The 18,808-nt window shown below is 69.7% G+C and carries 20 protein-coding genes and 2 pseudogenes; 9 read left to right on the forward strand and 13 right to left on the reverse strand.

Going from position 1 to position 18,808, the window contains the following annotated elements; genetic code table 11:
- Positions 1–121: 121 nt before the first annotated feature.
- Positions 122–752: pseudogene (locus tag ALMP_RS36820) on the forward strand (helix-turn-helix domain-containing protein).
- A 92-nt stretch (positions 753–844) separates the two neighbouring features.
- On the opposite strand, the gene ALMP_RS36825 reads toward ALMP_RS36820, so the two are convergent.
- Positions 845–1,003: a hypothetical protein gene (locus ALMP_RS36825; RefSeq protein ID WP_264936300.1), complete on the reverse strand. Its 159-nt coding sequence runs from the start codon at positions 1,001–1,003 to the stop codon at positions 845–847.
- A gap of 30 nt (positions 1,004–1,033) precedes the next feature.
- Here ALMP_RS36825 and ALMP_RS36830 point away from each other — a divergent pair, with 30 nt between their 5' ends.
- Entirely contained in the window at positions 1,034–2,017 is a 984-nt protein-coding gene (locus ALMP_RS36830; RefSeq protein ID WP_264936302.1) for a tetratricopeptide repeat protein, read from the forward strand.
- Positions 2,018–2,089: 72 nt separating this feature from the next.
- Here the strand turns inward: ALMP_RS36830 and ALMP_RS36835 are convergent, their stop codons facing one another.
- Positions 2,090–3,049 (reverse strand): hypothetical protein, encoded by a 960-nt coding sequence (locus ALMP_RS36835; RefSeq protein ID WP_264936303.1) that lies wholly within the window; start codon positions 3,047–3,049, stop codon positions 2,090–2,092.
- A gap of 739 nt (positions 3,050–3,788) precedes the next feature.
- Positions 3,789–4,370, reverse strand: a complete 582-nt coding sequence (locus ALMP_RS36840) for a TetR family transcriptional regulator (protein WP_264936306.1) — start codon at positions 4,368–4,370, stop codon at positions 3,789–3,791.
- 191 nt (positions 4,371–4,561) lie between these two features.
- Here ALMP_RS36840 and ALMP_RS36845 point away from each other — a divergent pair, with 191 nt between their 5' ends.
- The gene (locus ALMP_RS36845; RefSeq protein WP_264936308.1) at positions 4,562–5,197 is read left to right on the forward strand and encodes an isochorismatase family protein; all 636 of its coding nucleotides are present in this window, start codon (positions 4,562–4,564) and stop codon (positions 5,195–5,197) included.
- Between the two features lie 176 nt (positions 5,198–5,373).
- Positions 5,374–5,804, forward strand: a pseudogene (locus tag ALMP_RS44560) (Tn3 family transposase); the annotation flags it as partial.
- Between the two features lie 177 nt (positions 5,805–5,981).
- Here the strand turns inward: ALMP_RS44560 and ALMP_RS36860 are convergent.
- The 4 genes from ALMP_RS36860 to ALMP_RS36875 all read right to left on the reverse strand — a co-directional run bounded on the left by ALMP_RS36860 (position 5,982) and on the right by ALMP_RS36875 (position 8,862).
- Positions 5,982–6,785 carry an SDR family oxidoreductase gene (locus ALMP_RS36860; protein WP_264936316.1) on the reverse strand — a complete coding sequence of 268 codons (804 nt, stop codon included), beginning with the start codon at positions 6,783–6,785 and terminating at the stop codon, positions 5,982–5,984.
- An 86-nt stretch (positions 6,786–6,871) separates the two neighbouring features.
- Complete coding sequence (locus ALMP_RS36865; RefSeq protein WP_264936319.1) at positions 6,872–7,630, reverse strand: SDR family oxidoreductase; 759 nt, start codon at positions 7,628–7,630, stop codon at positions 6,872–6,874.
- 32 nt (positions 7,631–7,662) lie between these two features.
- Positions 7,663–8,052 (reverse strand): alpha/beta fold hydrolase, encoded by a 390-nt coding sequence (locus ALMP_RS36870; protein WP_264936322.1) that lies wholly within the window; start codon positions 8,050–8,052, stop codon positions 7,663–7,665.
- A gap of 24 nt (positions 8,053–8,076) precedes the next feature.
- The gene (locus tag ALMP_RS36875) at positions 8,077–8,862 is read right to left on the reverse strand and encodes an SDR family NAD(P)-dependent oxidoreductase (protein WP_264936325.1); all 786 of its coding nucleotides are present in this window, start codon (positions 8,860–8,862) and stop codon (positions 8,077–8,079) included.
- A 288-nt stretch (positions 8,863–9,150) separates the two neighbouring features.
- Between ALMP_RS36875 and ALMP_RS36880 the strand changes: the two genes are divergently transcribed.
- A complete protein-coding gene (locus ALMP_RS36880; protein WP_264936328.1) occupies positions 9,151–10,239 on the forward strand; it encodes a helix-turn-helix transcriptional regulator in 1,089 nt (362 codons plus the stop codon).
- 711 nt (positions 10,240–10,950) lie between these two features.
- Here ALMP_RS36880 and ALMP_RS36890 read toward each other — a convergent pair.
- The 3 genes from ALMP_RS36890 to ALMP_RS36900 all read right to left on the reverse strand — a co-directional run bounded on the left by ALMP_RS36890 (position 10,951) and on the right by ALMP_RS36900 (position 13,512).
- A complete protein-coding gene (locus ALMP_RS36890) occupies positions 10,951–11,715 on the reverse strand; it encodes an SDR family NAD(P)-dependent oxidoreductase (protein WP_264936331.1) in 765 nt (254 codons plus the stop codon).
- Positions 11,716–11,763: 48 nt separating this feature from the next.
- The gene (locus ALMP_RS36895; RefSeq protein WP_264936333.1) at positions 11,764–12,156 is read right to left on the reverse strand and encodes a nuclear transport factor 2 family protein; all 393 of its coding nucleotides are present in this window, start codon (positions 12,154–12,156) and stop codon (positions 11,764–11,766) included.
- A gap of 90 nt (positions 12,157–12,246) precedes the next feature.
- Positions 12,247–13,512 (reverse strand): MFS transporter, encoded by a 1,266-nt coding sequence (locus ALMP_RS36900; protein ID WP_264936336.1) that lies wholly within the window; start codon positions 13,510–13,512, stop codon positions 12,247–12,249.
- A gap of 131 nt (positions 13,513–13,643) precedes the next feature.
- Here ALMP_RS36900 and ALMP_RS36905 point away from each other — a divergent pair, with 131 nt between their 5' ends.
- From ALMP_RS36905 to ALMP_RS36915, 3 genes are all read left to right on the forward strand, one after another.
- On the forward strand, positions 13,644–14,225 hold the full coding sequence (locus ALMP_RS36905; protein ID WP_264936338.1) for a TetR family transcriptional regulator: 582 nt from the start codon (positions 13,644–13,646) through the stop codon (positions 14,223–14,225).
- Between the two features lie 228 nt (positions 14,226–14,453).
- On the forward strand, positions 14,454–14,747 hold the full coding sequence (locus ALMP_RS36910; protein WP_264936341.1) for an IS110 family transposase: 294 nt from the start codon (positions 14,454–14,456) through the stop codon (positions 14,745–14,747).
- Positions 14,738–15,307, forward strand: coding sequence for a transposase (locus ALMP_RS36915; protein ID WP_264936480.1), 570 nt, complete (start codon positions 14,738–14,740; stop codon positions 15,305–15,307). Before ALMP_RS36910 ends, ALMP_RS36915 begins: the two co-directional genes overlap by 10 nt.
- A gap of 49 nt (positions 15,308–15,356) precedes the next feature.
- Here ALMP_RS36915 and ALMP_RS36920 read toward each other — a convergent pair whose 3' ends face one another.
- The 3 genes from ALMP_RS36920 to ALMP_RS36930 all read right to left on the reverse strand — a co-directional run bounded on the left by ALMP_RS36920 (position 15,357) and on the right by ALMP_RS36930 (position 16,806).
- Positions 15,357–15,884 carry a DinB family protein gene (locus ALMP_RS36920; RefSeq protein ID WP_264936343.1) on the reverse strand — a complete coding sequence of 176 codons (528 nt, stop codon included), beginning with the start codon at positions 15,882–15,884 and terminating at the stop codon, positions 15,357–15,359.
- A gap of 91 nt (positions 15,885–15,975) precedes the next feature.
- On the reverse strand, positions 15,976–16,227 hold the full coding sequence (locus ALMP_RS36925) for a transposase family protein (protein WP_264936345.1): 252 nt from the start codon (positions 16,225–16,227) through the stop codon (positions 15,976–15,978).
- Positions 16,228–16,428: 201 nt separating this feature from the next.
- Positions 16,429–16,806 (reverse strand): MerR family transcriptional regulator, encoded by a 378-nt coding sequence (locus ALMP_RS36930; RefSeq protein ID WP_264936347.1) that lies wholly within the window; start codon positions 16,804–16,806, stop codon positions 16,429–16,431.
- Between the two features lie 64 nt (positions 16,807–16,870).
- On the opposite strand from ALMP_RS36930, the gene ALMP_RS36935 reads away from it, so the two are divergent.
- The gene (locus ALMP_RS36935; protein ID WP_264936349.1) at positions 16,871–18,076 is read left to right on the forward strand and encodes an MFS transporter; all 1,206 of its coding nucleotides are present in this window, start codon (positions 16,871–16,873) and stop codon (positions 18,074–18,076) included.
- Positions 18,077–18,808 lie beyond the last annotated feature (732 nt).

An 18,808-nucleotide genomic window follows, 5' to 3' on the forward strand; every position in this document is an offset into this window, starting at 1 on the left:
GCGGCCGGCGGGAATCCATCGATCATGCGGCGCTGCGGCCACTCGGCGCGATCAGCGTTGCCATTCTGGCAAGGTTGCAGGACAGGGCGGTGAAGCGGCATGGCGGGAAGGAACGGGGACGATGGCAGGTGACGACGTGACCCAGACGCTGGCGGCGATGGGGCCGCGGCTGCGGGTCGTGCGCGAACGCCGCGGCGTCACACTCGCCGCTGTCAGCTGCGCGACCGGCATCTCGCCCAGCACGCTGTCGCGGATCGAGACCGGCCGGCGCAAGCCCACCCTGGAGGTGGTGCTGCGACTGGCGGAGGAATACGGAGTCGCCCTGGACGAGCTGGTCGGCACCGCACCCGCCCCTGCGGCCGAGTCCCGCAGCGCGGCGCCGCACAGCTTCGGCGATGACAAGGCGGTGTTGCCGCTGACCCAGTACGTCGGCGGCCTGCACGCCCACAAGCACGTGCTGCCTGCCGTCGCGGAGCCGCCTGGGCGGCCCCGGCAGGTGTCCCACGAGGGCTACGAGTGGCTGTGCGTCCTGTACGGGCGGTTGTGGATCGCACTCGGCGACCAGGACCTACGTCCTGACTGCCGGGGACGTCGTCGAGTTCGACACCCGCATCCCTCACGGAGTCGCAAACGCCGGATCCACCGGACCGGTCGAGTATCTGATCATGTTCGGGCCTCAGGGAGAACGTCTACGGCTGCGCACCCCTCCAGCCGCTGGTCGCGGGACCGGTGACACAAAGGCTGCTGAATGAGCAGATGTGACAGGCCGCGTGCCTCGTCGGTGACAACCACACTGCTTCGGTCGGCCTCATTCGCCACGTTTGACCAGGAAGAAGAGCTAGGGTCAGACGATGCGGACTGGCACCCCGCACCCTGCCAGCAGGTGCGCCAGCGCGTCGGCCTCTTCCTCGGGCAGGGCCACGTCGGCCAGGCGGCGGGCGATGGCGTACTCCTCGGCGAGCGCACGGAAGGCCGATACCGCCGTCCGTGCGGAATGGCTCACAGAACATGTGGCCACGGGTATTCTCTGGCGATGTCTGATCAGTCAGTGGCGGCGGGAGTCAGTCTCGCTGGTGTGATGGCGCACTGCGGCGGAAGCCCGGTGGGCGCCGTGGAGCTTTTGGTGGGGGCAATAGCCTCGGCACCGGCGGCTCCGGAGCCCTATGCGGCCCTCGCCGAGTTGTGGCAGGACCGGCGCTCGGAACTGAAGGAGAGTCTCGAAGAGGACGGCTCCTTGAGCGCTGTGCTGGCGCAGGCGTACTTCTTGTTCCTTGAAGGGGACATGGACAACGCGGTGATGGCCCTTGGGTCGGTCACGGGTGTGCGGCCCAACGTGGCATGGGGTGCTGCCCCCTGGTTCGGCGATGCGCGCTTTCTCGGCGCGGTGAGTGCTGCGGCGCTGGCCGAGGCGTGTCTGCGGACGTTGGACTACGGCCACGACCTGGACACCGACGCGATGCGGGAGCGGTTCGCGCCCTGGTTCCATGCCCTCGACGTGGTGTCCGAACGGGATCCCGTGCCGGAGTCGCTGGCCGCCATGGCCCGGCTGCCCCGGGCCTGCGGCCGGTACGAACTGTCCTTCGCGCTGTGCGACCGCGCCGATGCCGTCGATCGGGTCATGTGGACGGCAGTCGCACGAGCGGCCACCTGGCGTGTGATGGGAGACCTGGATCAGGCTGCTGCGGCCTTCGAATGCGCCCTGCTCCTGGACTCCGCCAACTGGTCCCTCTACCTGGACCTAGCGGACGTGCGTGCCGAGCAGGGCGACTTCGCCGCAGCCGCGAACCTCGTTGAACAGGGCCTGGAATACGAACCTCACGAAGTCACCCTGCGCGCGGCGAGCGCCGCCTACCGCACACGCCTTGCCGGCTCGTCCGACGACCTGAGGGCCCTGATCACTCTGGCGCCTGAGATCACGGACACCACCTACCGGAACCTGCTGATCGACTACGCATGTGCAGGGCCGAGGCTGCCTCGGAGACTCATTGCCAAGGCCCACCGCATCCGTAAGAACTGAAGGGCTGTCGTGCCAACCGGTGCAGTCAGGATGGGCTTCCGGTTCCCAGTCACGTGATCCGCCGGACGGTGCCTAGGGCCGCACGGCGTACACGTACCGGCTGAAGGGCGCCCTGGGGTCGTCTGCACCCACGTCGTTCGCGTACTCCCCGAGTGTCCACAACGCCCCGGAACCGCTGCCGTCGTAAATCAAATCCTCACAGCCGATGTTCAGCCGGGACCTGTGCCGGGGAGCCGCGCCGGCGGCGTCCCGCAGCGCGCCGGGCCTGCGAGACCCGTTGCTGGTCGTCAGGTAATACGTGGAGCCCACCTTGACCGCGCCCTGTGTGCGCACGCCCTGCGGCACCGCGGCGGCCCACTCCGCCTGCGCCCGCAGACCGCCCGCCGTCCGGAAGGGCCAGCGGACGAGCCGGGGGCGGCCGTCCGTGGCGTACTCGCTGACGAGCAGGCCGGGACCGCTGGCCGTCCGGTCGACGGACACCTGGGAGAAGGTGAGGTCCCGCGCACTGCCGCTCCAGTTGTAGCCGTAGATCTGCGGCAGGACGTACTCGTAACCGTGAGCGTGGAACGTCCTCCCGTCCGGCTGCCGCCCGATACCGCGCCCCCGGGCGACCTTGAAGAACCTCCGCAGGTCGAAGACCCTGATCCCCACCCTCATACTGCCCGCCGCCAGGTAGCCGCTGTCGGCGACGTACAGGTGGTCGCCGTACCAGGCGATGCCACCAGCGTGGATGTCCGTCGCGCCGATAGCGTCCCGCAGCTCATCCTGGTCGTCTCGTTCCGAGAACGGCTCGACCAGCAGCACGTGACGGTAGGTGATCGCACCGGTCTGCGACCAGTTGACGACGGTGAGCCTGGCGCCCTGGTCACGCGCGCTGCCACGGGCGTACCACGACACGAGCAAGGTCTTCGCGGGGCTCGCGCCGTCCCCGTCGTAGTCCTGGGTGATGCCCTGAGGCCGCCAGCGTTTGTCCGCGAAATCGTTCGGGTCCCACCGGAACGCGTGCCCCGCCAGGCGTCGCTGCGGCGACACGCCCCTCGTCCTGTCCGGGACGACCCACCCCCTCCCCACCTGGAACAACGCCTGTGTCCCGGACAAGTGCGTGATGTGGCTGCTGGACGGCCTCGCGGGCGCCGACCTGATCGAGCTGCTCGTGCGGGCGGCGTCGGCAGGAAGCCTCCGATCGACGGCGGCGCGCTGCCTGCCCCTGGTCGCCCAGGACCGGGACGGACAGGTGATTGGGACGCTGCTGAGCGTCCCGTCCGGCACGCTCATCTCCGCTTGTCGGACCTCAGCCACTCTCCGAGCAGCTTCGGACAAGGTGGCTGAGTCGGTTCCCGCCCCAGGCCACACCTCAGCCCTGGTGCGCGGCGGACGGGCCGCCGCGGGCGGCCCAGAGGTTCTTTGCGCAATCTGATTGCCCGTTGGACACCGCGCCTCGCACGATGGGAACGGCCTGACGCCGCGGCCCCGTCCACCCCGGTGGCCGGGGAAGACGGGCAACGGCACGTCCTGCGCTCGGTGAGCCTGCCGGACGCCTTCGACCTTCCGCCGCTGGCGCGAGCACGTGTGCGGAACCTGCTGATCGACGATCACCGCGCGCAGGCGCTGCGCCCGGTGACCCCAGAGGCGCTTGAGGTGGACAGCAGTGGCACCCGCCCGCCCCCGTCAGCTGAAAAACGTCCTGACCCGGCGGTGCCCACGACGTGCGGCCCGCGTACCCGACCGGGGCGCGCACGGTGGAACGTCCGAACGTCGCGTTGACGAGGTGTCAACCAAACAGGATGGCACGGATGTTGGGGCCGAGATGGCGGACGAGTTCGTCGTCCGCCATCTCGGCCAGCGGGCCGCTTCTGAGGACGTAGCGCGAAAAGGTAACCCCGATCAGGTACGCGCCCACGGAGCTGACCCGTTCTTCGAGTGCCGGGCCCGGAATCACCCGCCGGTACATCTCCAGGCTCTCGTCCTGCATCGCGGCGAACAGCCGCTTGGCCGCGTCCTCCTCGGAGGCAGCCGCGCGGATCAGAGCGATGAATGGGTCGCTGCCCCCGCTCTCCGACATGCGGCGGACATAGGAGCGGGCGACGCGTGTGGGCAGCGAGTTGGGATCGCCGGCCACCTCGGCCATCAGATTCCGGGAACTGGGGACCGCGGCGAGGAACAACTGCTCCTTGGACCCGAAGTGACGGATCACGAGCCCGTGCGTCACCCCGGCCCGGCGCGCGATGTCTCGGATGGTCGTCCTGGCGAAGCCCCGCTCGGCGAACGCGTCACGCGCCGCCTCCAGGATGGCCGCCCTGCGTACCTCCGGTTCCCTGGTGCGCTTCTTGGCGGCCTCTGGTGATCCACTCATGCAGTAAGTGTACATACGGTCACTGTCCACGGCCCAATCAGGCGCCAACAAGCAGGATCGATCATCGACGCAGCCGCCTCTGACGTGGGTAGGTTCGGCATCCGTTAGTGACCGGCTGGACATTATCGACGCTCGCGCTTACTGTCGTTAGTAACCACACGGTCACTAACGCATGGAGGGAAGGTCCCGTCATGACCCCCGAACCCCTGAGCCCCGCAAACACCACCATCGTTCTCGTCGACTACGCCGTCGGTTTCGCGAACCTCCTCGGCTCCCACGACCTGGCGTCGCACATCCGCAGCGCCACCGGCCTGGCCAAGACGGCGAAGTGGTACGAGAGCGGTCTGGTTGTCACCAACGGCCTGCCCAGCAAGCCGTCCGGGCCGCTCTACCCGGAGCTGCTCGAGGTCATCGGTGACGAGCCCGTCATCGAGCGCACCACCGACTTCAACGCCTTCCTGTACGAGCCGTTCGCCGCGGCGGTCCGCGCCGAGGGCCGGGAGAACCTGGTGATCGGCGGTATCGCCACCGACGGCTGCGTCCTGCAGACCGTGCTCGGCGGTCTGCGCGAGGGCTACCGGGTGCATGTGGCGGTGGACGCTTCCGCGAGCTTGACGGTCGAGGCCCACCAGACCGCGGTGCAGCGCATGGTCCAGGCCGGCGCCATACCGGTGACCTGGTTCTCGCTGGCGGCCGAGTTTCAGCTCGACCCCAGGTTCCATGACGCCCCCCACCGGATGCGGCTGATGCAGGAGAACGTGCCGAGCATGGCCATGAGCGCGCGATCGTTCGTCAACGCTGTGGAGCAGGGCAGGCCCCGCCCGTGAGATAGCTCCCGAGCCGGGGGCGCCGACGAGGCCGTGCGATGCCTCGCGACCGCGAACTTGGCCAGGGTCTGTCTGGAGTTGTGATCTGGGCTTCGCGTAGCGCGGCACGCACGTTCGGCGCGTCGCTGAAATGCCCCAGTAGCTGCGCTATGAGGGCATCCCGGTGCCTTGCGACGTTCCTGTCGTTGCTGGGTGAGACCTCGGCGCTCGGCGCGGTGGCCGGCGGGATGCGCATTTTGACCGGGGTGCGGCGGCTCCCGGCCCTGTCGCGACGGAAGGTGAGTGAGAATCCGCTGCTGCCGCGCGAGATCGACGACAAGCTGGTGCCGCCGCACCGGCGCAAGGCGGTGCACGCGAACGCGGGCCTGCCGGAGGGGGCGACGGCAGGGCCCGTATGAAGGACCTCACCACCTCGGTCGTCGCCCTGCTCGTGAGCGAGGCGTGCAACATCGGCATGGCCCCGGTCATCAACCCGAACCTCGAGGCGCTCACCCGGGCACGGCTCGTCCACGTCGACCAGTACTACCTGCGCGCCGACACCATCGCCGCGGCGAACGCCGCGCTGATCGAGCCCCAGGCCCGGGCGCCGATCGTGCAGCACTGGGGCCGAAGCTCTTGACGACGGCGCGCGGCAACGGACCGCCTCCGGCCGCGCGCGCGGCGCCCGGGGCCTGGGGTTTCGGGGCCGGGGTGGCTCAGCCGCGACCAGGTGTGCCGGTCCCTGAAGCGGGAGGATGCCGCACGCAGCCCGGGGCACTTCGGGCCACGGGCTGCCGTGGTCGCCCTACTGCTCGGGGCGCGGCTTGGCCTTGGTGGCGTGACGGGCGGCCTTGTACGTCTCGGGCAGGAAACGGTGTTCGATGGCGGTGCGCTTGGTGGCCGCGTCGCCTCCGACGACCTCGGCGCGCCCGTGCATCAGGGCGAGGAAGCCCTGGCGGGCGACTTCCTTGCGGCTGTTCTTCTTCATGCCGGGTCCGAAGGCGGTGTTGTTCATGCCGGCGCGGGAGTGGAAGTCGCTGTCGGTGGCACCGGGCATGAGGCACGTGACGGAGACGCCGTGCTCCTTGAGTTCCTCGCGCAGCCCGAGGGCGAACATACGGGTGAAGGCGCGGGAGGGCCCGTAGACGGTCTCGTAAGGGGTGGGCAGGGTCGCCGACAGAGACGAGGTGATCAGGATGCGGCCGCGGCCGTTGCCGGCCATGTGCCGGGCGACGTGCTTGGCCAGGTGGACGACGGAGGCCACGTTCAGCTGGATGAGGGAGAGTTCGTCGTCGAGGTCGGTGTCGAGGAAGGCGCCGCCGATGCTGCGGCCGGCGTTGAGGACCGCGGCCTCCAGCGGCCGTCCGGCCTGCTCCACCGCCCGCCACACCGTCTCGACGCCCTCGCTGTGGGAGAGGTCGGCGCGTACGGGGGTGACGTGGACGCCGTGCCGTGCGAGGTCGGCCGCTGCCTGGTCGGTGTGCTCGCTGCGGCCGGTGGCGATCAGGTCGAAGCCGTTGATGACGAACAGCTTGGCGAGTTCGTGGCCGATGCCCGCGGAGGCCCCGGTCACCAGGGCGAGCGGGCGGGGGGAGGCGGGGCTGCTCATGAGGTGCTCCTTTTCCATGCGCGGCGGTCGTGCGGTGCTGCCGGTGGCCGGCCGCGTCGGGGTCTGTGCGAGGGCTGGGGGCGGGTTCACCAGTCCTGGCGGGTGGGGTGGATGACGATGTCGTTGACGGTGACGTCGGAGGGTTGGTCGAGAGCGTGGACGACGGCGCCGGCCACCCGGTCGGGGTGGATGGCGCCCTCATTGAGGCCCTGGGCGATCTGCTTGCCCTCGGAGTTGGAGACCTTGTCGGCCCAGCCGGTGTCGATGACGCCGGGGCTGATCATGGATACCTGGATGCCGTGCGTGACGCCGACTTCCTGGCGGAGGCTGTCGGTGATGCCGCGGATGAAGAACTTGGTGGCGCTGTAGACACCACTGGCGCCGCCGACGCGGATACCGGCCACCGAGCCGAGGTTGAGGATGTGGCCGGACCGGCGGGCGATCATGGAGGGCAGGACGGCGCTGATGGCGTGCAGGTAGCCGCGGAGATTGGTGTCGATCATCTTGTCCCAGTCGTCGACGGCACGGTCGGACCACTTGGAGAAGAGCATCAGGCCGGCGTTGTTGACCAGGTGGTCGACGGGGCCGTACTCGTTGGCGGCGAAGTCCATCAGGCCCTCGACGTCGTCCAGGCGGGTGACGTCGGTGCTGCGGGCGGTCACGGTGCCGTCGGTGTCGCGGATCTCGGTGGCCAGGGTGTCGAGCCTGTCCGCGTTGCGGGCGGCGAGGACGACACGGGCACCACGGGCGGCCAGAGCCCGGGCGGTGGCCGCGCCGATGCCGGAGGAGGCGCCGGTGATGACGCTGACGCGGCCGCGGAGGTGGTTGTCGTGGCTGTCTGCCATGGTGGTGGCTCTCTCCTTACGCGTAACGCTGTTCAGGCGGTGCGAGCGCGGTGGTCGAAGTCGAGGAACACGCGCAGGAACCCCTCCGGGTTCTCCTCGGGCACCCAGTGGCCGGCGTCCTCGACGAGGTGGCCGGTGACATGGTGGGCGATCTCCTCGCACATGCCCTGGTAGTTGGCGGCCAGTGCCTGGGTGGCGCCACCGGAGGCGAGCACGGGGACGGTGAGCTTGCCGTCGGAGGCGACGGCGTCGCGGTGGATCTGGGCGTCGTGGTCGAGTTCCCGGTAGACCTCGCACAGGGCGCGCATGGCGCCGGGAGCCTGGAAGGCGCGTGCGTAGACGTCCACATCGGCGTCCGTGATCGCGCAGCGCGACCGCCGGGCCACGCCGGCCGGTGACAGGCCGTAATACGGCGTCGTCACCGGCCGACGGCGCCTGACGCACGGTCAGGCGGCCGGGGCGTCGAAGTCGGCCGACTTCGTCAGCGCCTCGTTCGCGCGGATCTCGGCGAGCATCGACTCCAGCTGCTCGATCGCCATGCCGTACGCCGGGGCGCCCAGCAGCAGGCGCTGCGGGTGGGTGTCGGCGCAGAGGGCGGCGATGATCGCCCGGGCGGCGGCGTGAGGGTCGCCGGGCTCCTTGCCGGTGTCCGCGCGGAACGCGGCACGCTGCGCGCCGACCGTGTCCGCGTAGTCGGCGATCTCCCGCTCGGGCAGCGTCTCGCTGGCGGAACGGCCGGCCCAGTCGGTGCGGAACGGGCCGGGCTCGACCAGCAGCGTGGTGATACCCAGCGGGGCGACCTCCTGGCGCAGGGCGTCGGTCAGGCCCTCGACGGCGAACTTGGTGGCGGCGTAGTAGCCGACGGCCGGGAAGGCGCGCAGTCCTCCGATGGAGGAGAAGTTCACGATCGTGCCCGAGCGACGCGCGCGCATGCCAGGCAGGACGGCCCGGGTGACGTCGGACAGGCCGAAGACGTTGATGTCGAAGATCCGGCGGATCTCGTCGTCGGTGCTCTCCTCCACGGCGGCGAAGTAGCCGATACCGGCGTTGTTGACCAGCACATCGATGCCGCCGAAGTGCTTCTCCCCAGCCTCGACGGCCTCCCTGACCTGAGCGACGTTGCGGGCGGTGACGACCGCCTGGTGGCCGGCGGCGAGGACCTCCTGGGCCAGGGCACGGCCGAAGCCGGTCGAGCAGCCGGTGATGAACCAGACCTTCTGCGAAGCAGTCACGATGCGGATCTTCCTCAGATCGGGCGCACCCCTCCCACGGCGACCGACAACGAGTGACGCCGACACGGGGTGCTGCGTACGGGGAAAAGCGGCGCCCGCCCCGGCCGGTGCCACGCACACGGCAGGGGGCCGCGGACCTTCTGAAGGTCACTGCGATGGCCGCCCCACCATTCATGCACGCCGCAAAGCAGCACGCCAAGCCATGAACGGGGGCCACTGCTGCCTGGGAAAAACCTTCCCCCCCCACGTCGGTGGAACCCCGCCGCATGCCGGGGAACACTGATCCTCATGGCGAACAATGCCGAGGAGATCAAGAAGTTCCTGCGCACCCGGCGCGACGCGGTCCGCCCCTCCCAGGTCGGCCTGGCGAACTACCCGGGCCGGCGGGTACCCGGCCTGCGCCGCGAAGAGGTCGCGCAGCTCGCCGGCGTCAGCGTGGACTACTACACCCGCCTCGAGCAGGGACGGCTCACCAGCGCCTCCGAAGGCGTCATCCTCTCCATCGCCGAGGCCCTGCAACTCACCCAGGCCGAGACCCAGTACCTGCGCGACCTGCTGCGCCCCCAGCCCCGCCGGTCCGCGGAGGCGGCGCCGCCCCAGCAGGTGCGGCCCGCTCTGCTGCGCATGCTGAACGGGCTGCACGACCAGCCCGCCTTCGTCCTCGGCCGCCGCAACGAGGTCCTGGCCTCGAACGACCTCCTCGACGCCCTGTTCACCCCGTTCAACCACCGCCCGGCCGACGAGCGCAACCTGCTGCGCTGGATGCTCCTCGACCCCGCCGCCCGCTCCCTCTACCTCGACTGGGCGCAGGTCACCTCCGAGGTCGTCGGCGTCCTGCGCGCCGAGGCCGGACGCAACCCCGACGACCCGCAGATCGCCGCATTCGTCGCCGAACTGCGCTCGGTGTCCCCCGAGTTCCGCACCTGGTGGGCCGAGCGGACCGTCGTCGAACGCACCTGGGGCACCAAACGGTTCGACCACCCCGTCGTCGGCCGCCTCGACATCACTTACGAGGCCCTCTCCCTGCCGGGCGACCCCGACCAGATCCTCTTCGTCTACGCCGGCAAGACCGACGACGACCTCGAGAAACTACGGATCCTCGCCAGCTGGTACGCCCGGTCCACCCCCCATTCCGCCACCGCGGGCAAGGACACCGCCCAGCCGCAACCGGACAAGGCGGCCGGCCAGGACTCCCGCCACGCTCAGGCTCGCCGCGGCGTCCCGCCCGGACCGGCGGACCCCGCCGCCGACCCTCCTCCTGGCCGAGCCCGCCAAAGCCCGCCGTCAAGCAGCCAACGCCGAGCCGTAGCCCAGCCCGAACCCGAGCCCGACCTGGCTGTCAGCCCTGACGCGGGCGCCGTCGAGCGGCATCGCTGAAGCGACGTCCCCACAGTTCAGGGCCCATCACCCCAGCAAGGACACGGCACCGGTCCGAACCCGATCACCGATCGGGCCCCGTCCAGCGCCCAGGTCAACCGCACTCGGTCGGTCTCCACGGCGAGTTCGGTGACCGTCTCCTGCAGCGGGACTGGCTCGGCGGTCAGGGCGGCCGGGCTGGCCTGCGCGGTGGTTCCCCGGCGTGCCGGGGCGTTTCGGCCCACTGGGGTAGGCAGTGTCCTGCGGGGCGCGCGGCGAATCGAAGTCGTCGTCCCAGCCGTGCAGACCGTGCAGTGCCGAGACGACGGCGTCGTCGGGGCCGGTGACCCAACCCATCTGAGTGACACGGGAGTTGGCCGGTGCGCCGATCACCCGGTGGACGCGCAGTTCGTACGGGTCCCTCGCGACCGTGCCGCTCTCCACCCGCAGTCCCGGCACCGTGGGCGGGCCCGCGGTGAAGACCGGCCGGTGCCAGGAGGCGGCCCAGCCCAGCCGTCACCGTCGCCCGCTCCCAGCGGATGGATGCGACGCCGTACGCTGTCCCGCCCGCCGACCTCGACGGACAGGTGGTTGTCCGCGATGTTCCGGCCCGCGGTCGGCCCGGTGTGCGTCGAGTACGCCTGCCGCCCGTAGAGCGGATCGTCGGCCGCCGATCGGCATACGATCGTTCGAAGTGTGGGGACAGTGGTCCGCGACGGAGGCGCCCTGGGCTCAGCGGGGGTACAAGCCGCCGTCGAGCGTGATCACCTTGTTGGTCAGGTAGCCGTTGGTGACCATGGAGACGGCCATGGCGGCGACCTCGTCGGGCGTGCCGAGGCGTCCGACCGGGATGGGCGCGGGCAGTTTCCCGTCCTTACCGGCATCGGCGGGCAGGATCCGGGTTCCTCCGACGAGGGCCGGAGCAAGGGCGTTGACCGTGACGCCGACGGCGGCGACACCGGCCGCCAGGGAATGGGTCAGCCCGTGCAGGGCAGCCTTGCTGGCCGCGTAGTGCGGGCCGATGATGCCGCCGTTGAGGGCCGCGATCGACGAGACGAACAGGATCCGGCCCCAGCCGCGGTCGACCATGCCGGGAAGGGCGGCCTGAGCCATGAGGAAGGGTGCGCGCACGTTGACGGCCATGGTGGCGTCCCAGGTATCGACGTCGATGTCGGCCCAGGCCAGCTGCCTTCCGATGCCCGCTCCCGCGACGAGGAGGTCGACGGGGCCCAGTGCGCGGGAGGTCCGGTCGACCAGCTCGGCGGCGGCCGTCGCCTCGGACAGGTCTGCCTGGAGGGTGAGCGCCCGGCCGGAGCCGTGGAGCGAGTTGATCCGCGTGGCGGTGTTCTCGGCGTCCTCGCCGTGGCTGCCGTAGACGAGAGCGACACGGGCTCCGGCGTCCGCGAGACGCAGGGCGACGGCCGTTCCGATGCCGCCGGAGCCTCCGGTGACCAGTGCGGTGCGGCCGGCGAGCGGGGTGGGGGAGATGTCGTTCATCGGGTGTCCTTGGATGTGGTGGGGAAGGGGCTTCCAGCCGTGCGCAGGTCAGCGGCCGTCGACCTGGGCCTGGAAGGCGGCGCGGTCGAAGTAGGCCCTGGCCTCGCGGATGCGGCCGGTGTCGTCGAGTTCGAAGACGCTGATGCCCGACCAGTCGACCGGCCTGCGGTCCCGGGTGATCGCGGCACCGCGCCAGGCGACGGCGACGCTGTCACCGGCCATGTGTGCCTCGGTGGGAGTCAGCCCGAGGAAGGGGCTGAAGCCCGTGATGACGGAGACGACGAGGTCGTGGACGGCCGCGCGGCCTTCGAGGGGCGGCGTGCCGACCGGGTCGTGGAAGAGCGCGTCCTCGGCGAAGGCGCCGCTCCAGGCGTCGGCGTCGCGGTGCTGCGATGCCTGGAAGAACTGGAGGACAGCCGACGGCATGACGGGGATGGACATGATGGGTCCTTTGGGTCCTTCGAGGGGGATGCGGTGATGGACAAAGGAGTCCTACGGATGGAGGGGGCTGACGTGGGCCGGCCACGTCGCTCACCGGGACCGGGCCGGCGCCGCCGACTTGATGGCGTTCTCCTCACCGGTTCCGGCGATACAGCGCCCGCCGCCCCCGACCATGTACGTCACGACGGCCGACGCCACGGCGAGTGCGATGAGCGCGCAGACCGCCCACCAGCCGAAGTGCGTATAGGCGCGGGTGCCGAGCCAGGACCCGGCGCTCGCGCCGAGGAACGAGCAGGTCATGTAGCCCGTGTTGAGCCGGCTGTGAATCTCCGGGCGCAGGGCGAAGATCCGGGCCTGGTTGGCGACCTGTCCGCACTGCACCGCCACGTCGATCAGCAGCAGTCCGGCGGCCAGAGCCACGATCCCGGCGACACCGCCGAGCGAGCCGGCCACCAGCACGCCCGCCGCGGCGAGCCCGGCCCCGACACACCACAGGTTGACGCGGTCGGCGCCGTAGCGGTCCACCCACTTCCCGGCGGAGGGGGCCAGGAACATGCTGCCCGCGCCGACCAGGGCGAGCACGCCCACGGCCTGCGTGCCCATGCCGTAGCGCGGTCCGGTGACCAACAGCGCGACCGCGGTCCAGGCGGCGCTGAACCCTCCGAAGACGGTGACCTGGAAGAGCACGGACCGGCGCAGTTCCTTCTCCGTACGCAGCATGCGCAGGGTGTCCGCCAGGAGTGCCGGATAGCCGTCGCGGACGGCGGGGACGGTCGTGGGCAGCGCGGCGCCGAGCACTACGGCGAGCAGTGCGGTGAGCACGGCGGCGACCAGATACGGGGCCCGCCAGCCCAGGTGCTCGCCGAGAACACCGCCGAAGGCGCGGGCCAGCAGGATGCCGCCGATCAGCCCGGCCTGCAGCGTGCCGATCACGCTGCCGCGCCGCTCGGGTTCGACGAGCCCGGCCGCCATGGGAAGGAGGATCTGCGGCACCACGGTGGCCAGGCCGACCAGCGTCCCGGCGGCGAGCAGCAGACCGGTCCCAGGGGCGAGTCCCGCGGTCAGCAGCGCCAGGCTGGTCACCGCGAGCAGCACGGTGACCAGGGGCCGCCGGGGGAGGCGGTCCCCGAGGGGGACGAGCAGGAAGATCCCGACGGCGTAGCCGAGCTGGGTCAGGGTCGCGAGGGTGGTGGCCGTGCCGTCGGAGACGTCGAGACCCCGGGCGATGAGAGGCGTGATGGCCTGCGGGAAGTAGGCGTTGGCCACGGTGACACCGCAGGCCAGCGCCATGACGAGGGGGAGCCCGCGGCCGAGGGCCGCTGGCGCGGGAGCCGCGGGTGGTGTGGTACGGGACATGCGGCCGAGCACTCCTTTCGACGACGTTCCGTCCGCGTCACGCTCGAACGAACTAGTTGGTTCGATTTCCTGGACCAGCGTGGCACGGCACCTTGCGAGGGTCAAACGAACTGGTTCGTTACCATGGGCGCATGGCATATGACTCCGCGGCGACGAAAGAGCGCATCATCACGGCGGCGACCGCCGAGTTCGCGGCGCACGGTGTCGCGGGCGCCCGCGTCGACCGCATCGCCACCGCGGCCAAGGCCAACAAGCGTGCGATCTATGACTACTTCGGCGACAAGAACAAGCTCTTCGCCATCGTCCTGGAGCGTCGCCTCGCCGAACTGGCCGAGGCCGTCCCCCCGTCGGAGGACCTGCCCGGCTATGCCGAACGGCTCTTCGAGTACCACCGAGCCCACCCCGAGGCCCTTCGCCTGGTGATGTGGGAGGCGTTGGAGATCGGCGACGGACCGGTCCCCGCGGAGGAGGAGCGCACTCGGCACTACGGCGACAAGGTGACCGCCGCGCAGGCCGGTGAACCGGACGCCGACGCCCGTACGCGCGTGTTCTTCACTCTCGCGCTGGCGAGCTGGAGCGTCGCCATGCCGCAGCTGCGGCGCATGGTGCTCGGCGGCGACTTCGGTATGGACCGGCTCCGGCAGGAGATCGCTCGTGCCGTGGCGTCGCTTCCTTCGGACGGTTCACAAGGTCAGTCCGCCAGCCGGCCCTGAAGGCCTGGACGCGAACGTGGCCGCCCGGTCTTCGTGGCGATCCAGCCCGCGACAGCGCACGAGCCTTGGCCGACGTGGTCCCGATCGCCGGACAGAGTGCGCACTCCGTCGGCCGCCGTTCCCGGGCGAGAGGCGGCCAGACATAGGGGCCTTCGCAACAGGCACCGTCACAGTCTTGCCCCCCCCTGGCCCGGCGCCGGCCCCACCGGTTCCGAGGCGATCAGGAGATTGGCGACCGCGCCCACCATCACCCAGCCCGCTGCCCACGGCCACGTCCCGGCCGACGCCGCGGAGGAGGTCCTGCTCGGTGTCGACACCCACAAAGACATCCACGCGGCGGCCGTCGTCACGGTCCTCGGCGTCGCCCTGGACGGCCGTACCTTCCCGGCCACCGCTGAGGGCTATCGCCAACTCACGGCCTGGGCACGCTCCTTCGGAATCCTGCGGCGGGCGGAGCGGAGTGCACCGGCTCTTACGGCGCCGCTCTGGCCCGTCACCTGCGCGCCGAGGGCATCAAGGTGACCGAGGTCAGCCAGCCCGACAAGGCCGCACGTCGGCGTCGTGGCAAGACCGACGCCATCGATGCCGAGCCAGCCGCCCGCGCTGTGCTATCCGGACGCGCGACCGCCACCGCGAAGGCGAGCGACGGCCCGGTCGAGATGCTGCGGCTGCTCAAGTTGGCGAAGGGGTCGGCGATCAAGTCCAGGACCCAGGCCATCAACCAGCTCAAGAGTGTCCTGGTCTCGGCCGACGCCGCCCTGCGCGAGTCGATGGCCGGGCTGAGCAACCCGCACCTGTTAAAGCGGTGCGCCGAGCTGGACAACACGGAGGCCACAGGGCCGGTGGGCACCGCCCGGCACGTCCTGAAACTCCTAGCACACCGCATCCAGCACCTGACCGGCGAGATCGACGACCTGAACAAGCGCATAGCCGAGGGCGTCGACGCCAGCGTCCCGGCCTGCTCGACATCAGTGGCGTCACCTTCAACGGCGCGATCATCCAGACCGGTCGCGACCTCCGGCACCGAGTCCTACCGCCTGGCCCACACCAAGGCCCTGGCCGAGCAGGCTGCCACTGGCTGAGAAGGCGAGCCGGATGCTTGCGAGGTCCTTCCGACCGCGCAAGCACGTCTCATGCGCCGGTAGTTCCGTCGATCTGCTCGCGGATGAGGTCGGCATGACCGTTGTGACGTGCGTATTCCTCGATCATGTGCACCATGATCCAGCGCAGGGAGACTCCCTGATCACCGACGTGCACCGCTTCCTGCTGGGACAGCTGGCCGGAGTCGTCCAGCGATGCTTCAGCGATCAGCTCACGGCCTCGAGCGACCTGCGCTCGCCACGCAGCCATCGCCTCGTCGAGCCCGCGTTCCGGCTGAAGGGCAAAGCCGTCGACGTTGTTCTCCCCGAAGACAGGAGGCAAGTCCTGACCTGCGAATACACGCTGGAACCAGTTGCGCTCCACCTCAGCCATGTGCTGAACGAGACCGAGCAGCGTCATCGACGAGGGCGACGCCGCCGCAAGCCGTAATTGATCATCTTTGAGGCCCGAACACTTCAGGCCGAGAGTCGCACGGTGAAAGTCCAGCCATGCTTCCAGCATGGCGCGCTCGTCGGCATGCGCGGGAGGGACAGGCCGTCCATCCGGTGTCGTATTCATGAGCACACCCTGGCAGCAGCAGCCGTGACCCACGACCGTCTTCGCTGGCGACGAACACGCATCTCGCCCATCTCCCAGCGAGCCAGTGACATCAAAACTCGAGATGGATCACGACGCGCTGCCCAGCGAGCGGCAGATCCTTCAGTCTGCGCTGGTAGGAGTCGTGCACCCGCTTCGAGAAGCGGCCACAGTCCGGACATGCAGCGCCGGCCGCCCGGCCTCTGGCCGTGACATCGACCGTGCCGAAGGCGGCGGTCACCGCTTCGACGTCCACGTCGTCGATCCCGTCGAACACGAGCGAATCCCAGAACGTCGTGTCGGCCTGCATGACCAGCACGGTCACCGGCCAACACGGTTCATGGCGGGACCGGACACGTACCTGACGGAGCGCTACTCCCGCCCGTCAGGCGGCCGGGCGCACGCGGTCTCACGCGACACGAAGCCTCACAATCGAACGCCCCGGTCACCCTCCGCAACCGCTCTGTGCCGGCACCGAGAACTGACAACGCTGGCAGGAAACGGACCCTCGGTGCTGGTGCGGCGTTCAGGCGGCGTCGGAGCTGCGGTAGTCCCGAACCGACTCCAAGTACTCAGCCACCGCGTCCCGGTTGCGGGTCAGGCACTCGATGCGCTGGTTCATCTGCTCCAGCTGGGTTTCCAGGGTTGCGATCATCTCCGGGGTGGCGTCGGGGAAGTAGATCACCCGTGGCTTGTCCAGACACGGCAGGATCTGCTTGATGATCCGGGTCGGCAGCCCGGCATCGAGCAACCCCCGGATCTGAAGTACGCGATCGACAAAGCGCTCGTCGTATTCGCGGTAACCGTTCGGGGAGCGCTCTGCGACGATGAGTCCCTGTTCTTCGTAGTAACGCAGCAGCCTGCGGCTGGTGTGCGTCCGCTTCGACAACTCGCCAATGCGCATGTGCTCCACCTAACACCATGTCGGCTTGACCTTCACACCTATGTGAGGGTTTGAGCATACCGGCATGACGACACAGCAGTTGCCCGTTGGTTCCGGCACGCAGAGCCAGAAACAGAAACTGCCCATGGCGGCCCTGCTCGCGTTGGCCACGGCGGTGTTCATCACCAGTCTGACGGAGACGCTTCCTGCCGGACTCCTGCCCGAGATGAGCGCCGACCTGCACGTCAGCGAGTCCGTCACGGGACAGACCGTCACGATCTACGCGATCGGCACCGCGCTCACCGCCATTCCGCTCACCGCGGCCACCGCCGGCTGGCGCCGCAAACACCTGCTACTGACCGCCATCGCGGGATTCGCCGTCGCCAACACCGTCACCGCCCTGTCGACCTGCTACCCCCTCACCATGGTCGCCCGCTTCTTGGCTGGCGTGGCCGCCGGCCTGGCCTGGGCCCTACTGGCGGGCTACGCCCGCCGCATGGTCCCGGTCGGCCTTGAGGGCAAGGCCATCGCCATTGCCATGGCCGGCATCCCGGTTGCCCTCTCCTTGGGCGTCCCCGCAGGCACCTTCCTGGGCGAGGCGGTCACCTGGCAGACGGCCTTCCTGGCCATGAGCGCTCTCGCTGTCGCCCTGATTGTGTGGATCATGGCTGTCGTGCCGGACTACCCAGGGCAGCACCAGGAGCATCGCGCCCCGATGCGTCAGGCGCTGCGCGTCCCCGGTGTCGCTCCGGTTCTCTTCGTGACGTTGGTCTTCGTCCTCGCCCACACCATCCTGTACGCCTACATCGCAGCCTTCCTCGACCACGTCCGCATGGCCGACAGCACCGACCTGGTACTGCTGGTCTTCGGCGGCGCGTCACTGCTGAGCATCTGGATCACCGGTGCCCTCATCAACCGCCAGCTGCGCAGTCTGACCATCGCCAGCACGCTGCTTGTCGGTGCGGCCGCCGCCATCCTCGCGGTCCTGGCCGATAGCCCCGCTCTGGTCTACCTCGCCGTGCTGCTGTGGGGACTTGGGTGGGGCGGCGTGCCGACGCTCCTGCAGACGGCTGCCGGGCAGGCCGGCCGTGACCAGGCCGACACGGCGCAGGCGATGCTCGTCACCTTGTGGAACGTGGCCATGGCAGGTGGCGGTGTCGTCGGCGGTGTCCTGCTCGACTTGCTTGGTGCCACTTCGTTCCCGTGGAGCGTGCTGGCCCTTCTCGTACCGGCTTTGATCGTCATCGTCGGCACCCGCACCCACGGCTTCCCAGCGAAGCGATCAAGCTGAACTGAGGAAATCCCCGGCCCCGTCCGCCGAAGCTACCCGCGGTCCGCACCGCCTCCGGTGTGGACCGCGGTCGCTGTGTGCCCAGTTCGAGCCGACGTTGTTGTTGATGTCTGCGCATCAGCATCGGGGTGACCCTCCGCGACCGTTCCCCAAGATCTGTGCCAGAACCCAAAACGGCTCTGGTCCACTTCTTGTGGTCGCGTACGCAGTGTGACTGTCGATCTTCGGGCGATGGCGGTGAAGGTCGACCGAAAATCGCTCGGCGGGATCGTGGTGTGGCCGACAGTGCTGCCCCGCGAACGATCTACGGCCGCAGCTGGATGAACTGCTGTTCTTCTCGGTGGAGGGTGTGTCCGTGGTATCGGTCGAGGTGACCGATACCGACGTCCGGGTCGAGGCCCGGACCACCGCCAGCCGGGCGGCCTGCCCGGGATGCGGGTGCTGGTCGAGCCGAATACACGGCTCTACTTGCGGTTTCCCCGTGATCTGCCAGCAGTGGGCAAGTTCGTCGTGGTGTCGTTACGGGTGCGTCGGTTTGTCTGTGCGGAGACGTCCTGCCTGCGGAAGACCTTTGCCGAGCAAGTGTCCGGGCTTACCCGCCGGTTCGGCCGGCGGACCGAGCGGTTGCGATCGACTCCGGTCTCGGTCGGTCTCGCGCTCGCGGGCCGTGCCGGCGCCCGGATGAAGGACGTCCTCGGGGCACCGGTCAGCCGGAACACCCTGCTGAGGCTG

The organism is Streptomyces sp. A012304 (genome assembly GCF_026008495.1).
Lineage (GTDB): Bacteria > Actinomycetota > Actinomycetes > Streptomycetales > Streptomycetaceae > Streptomyces.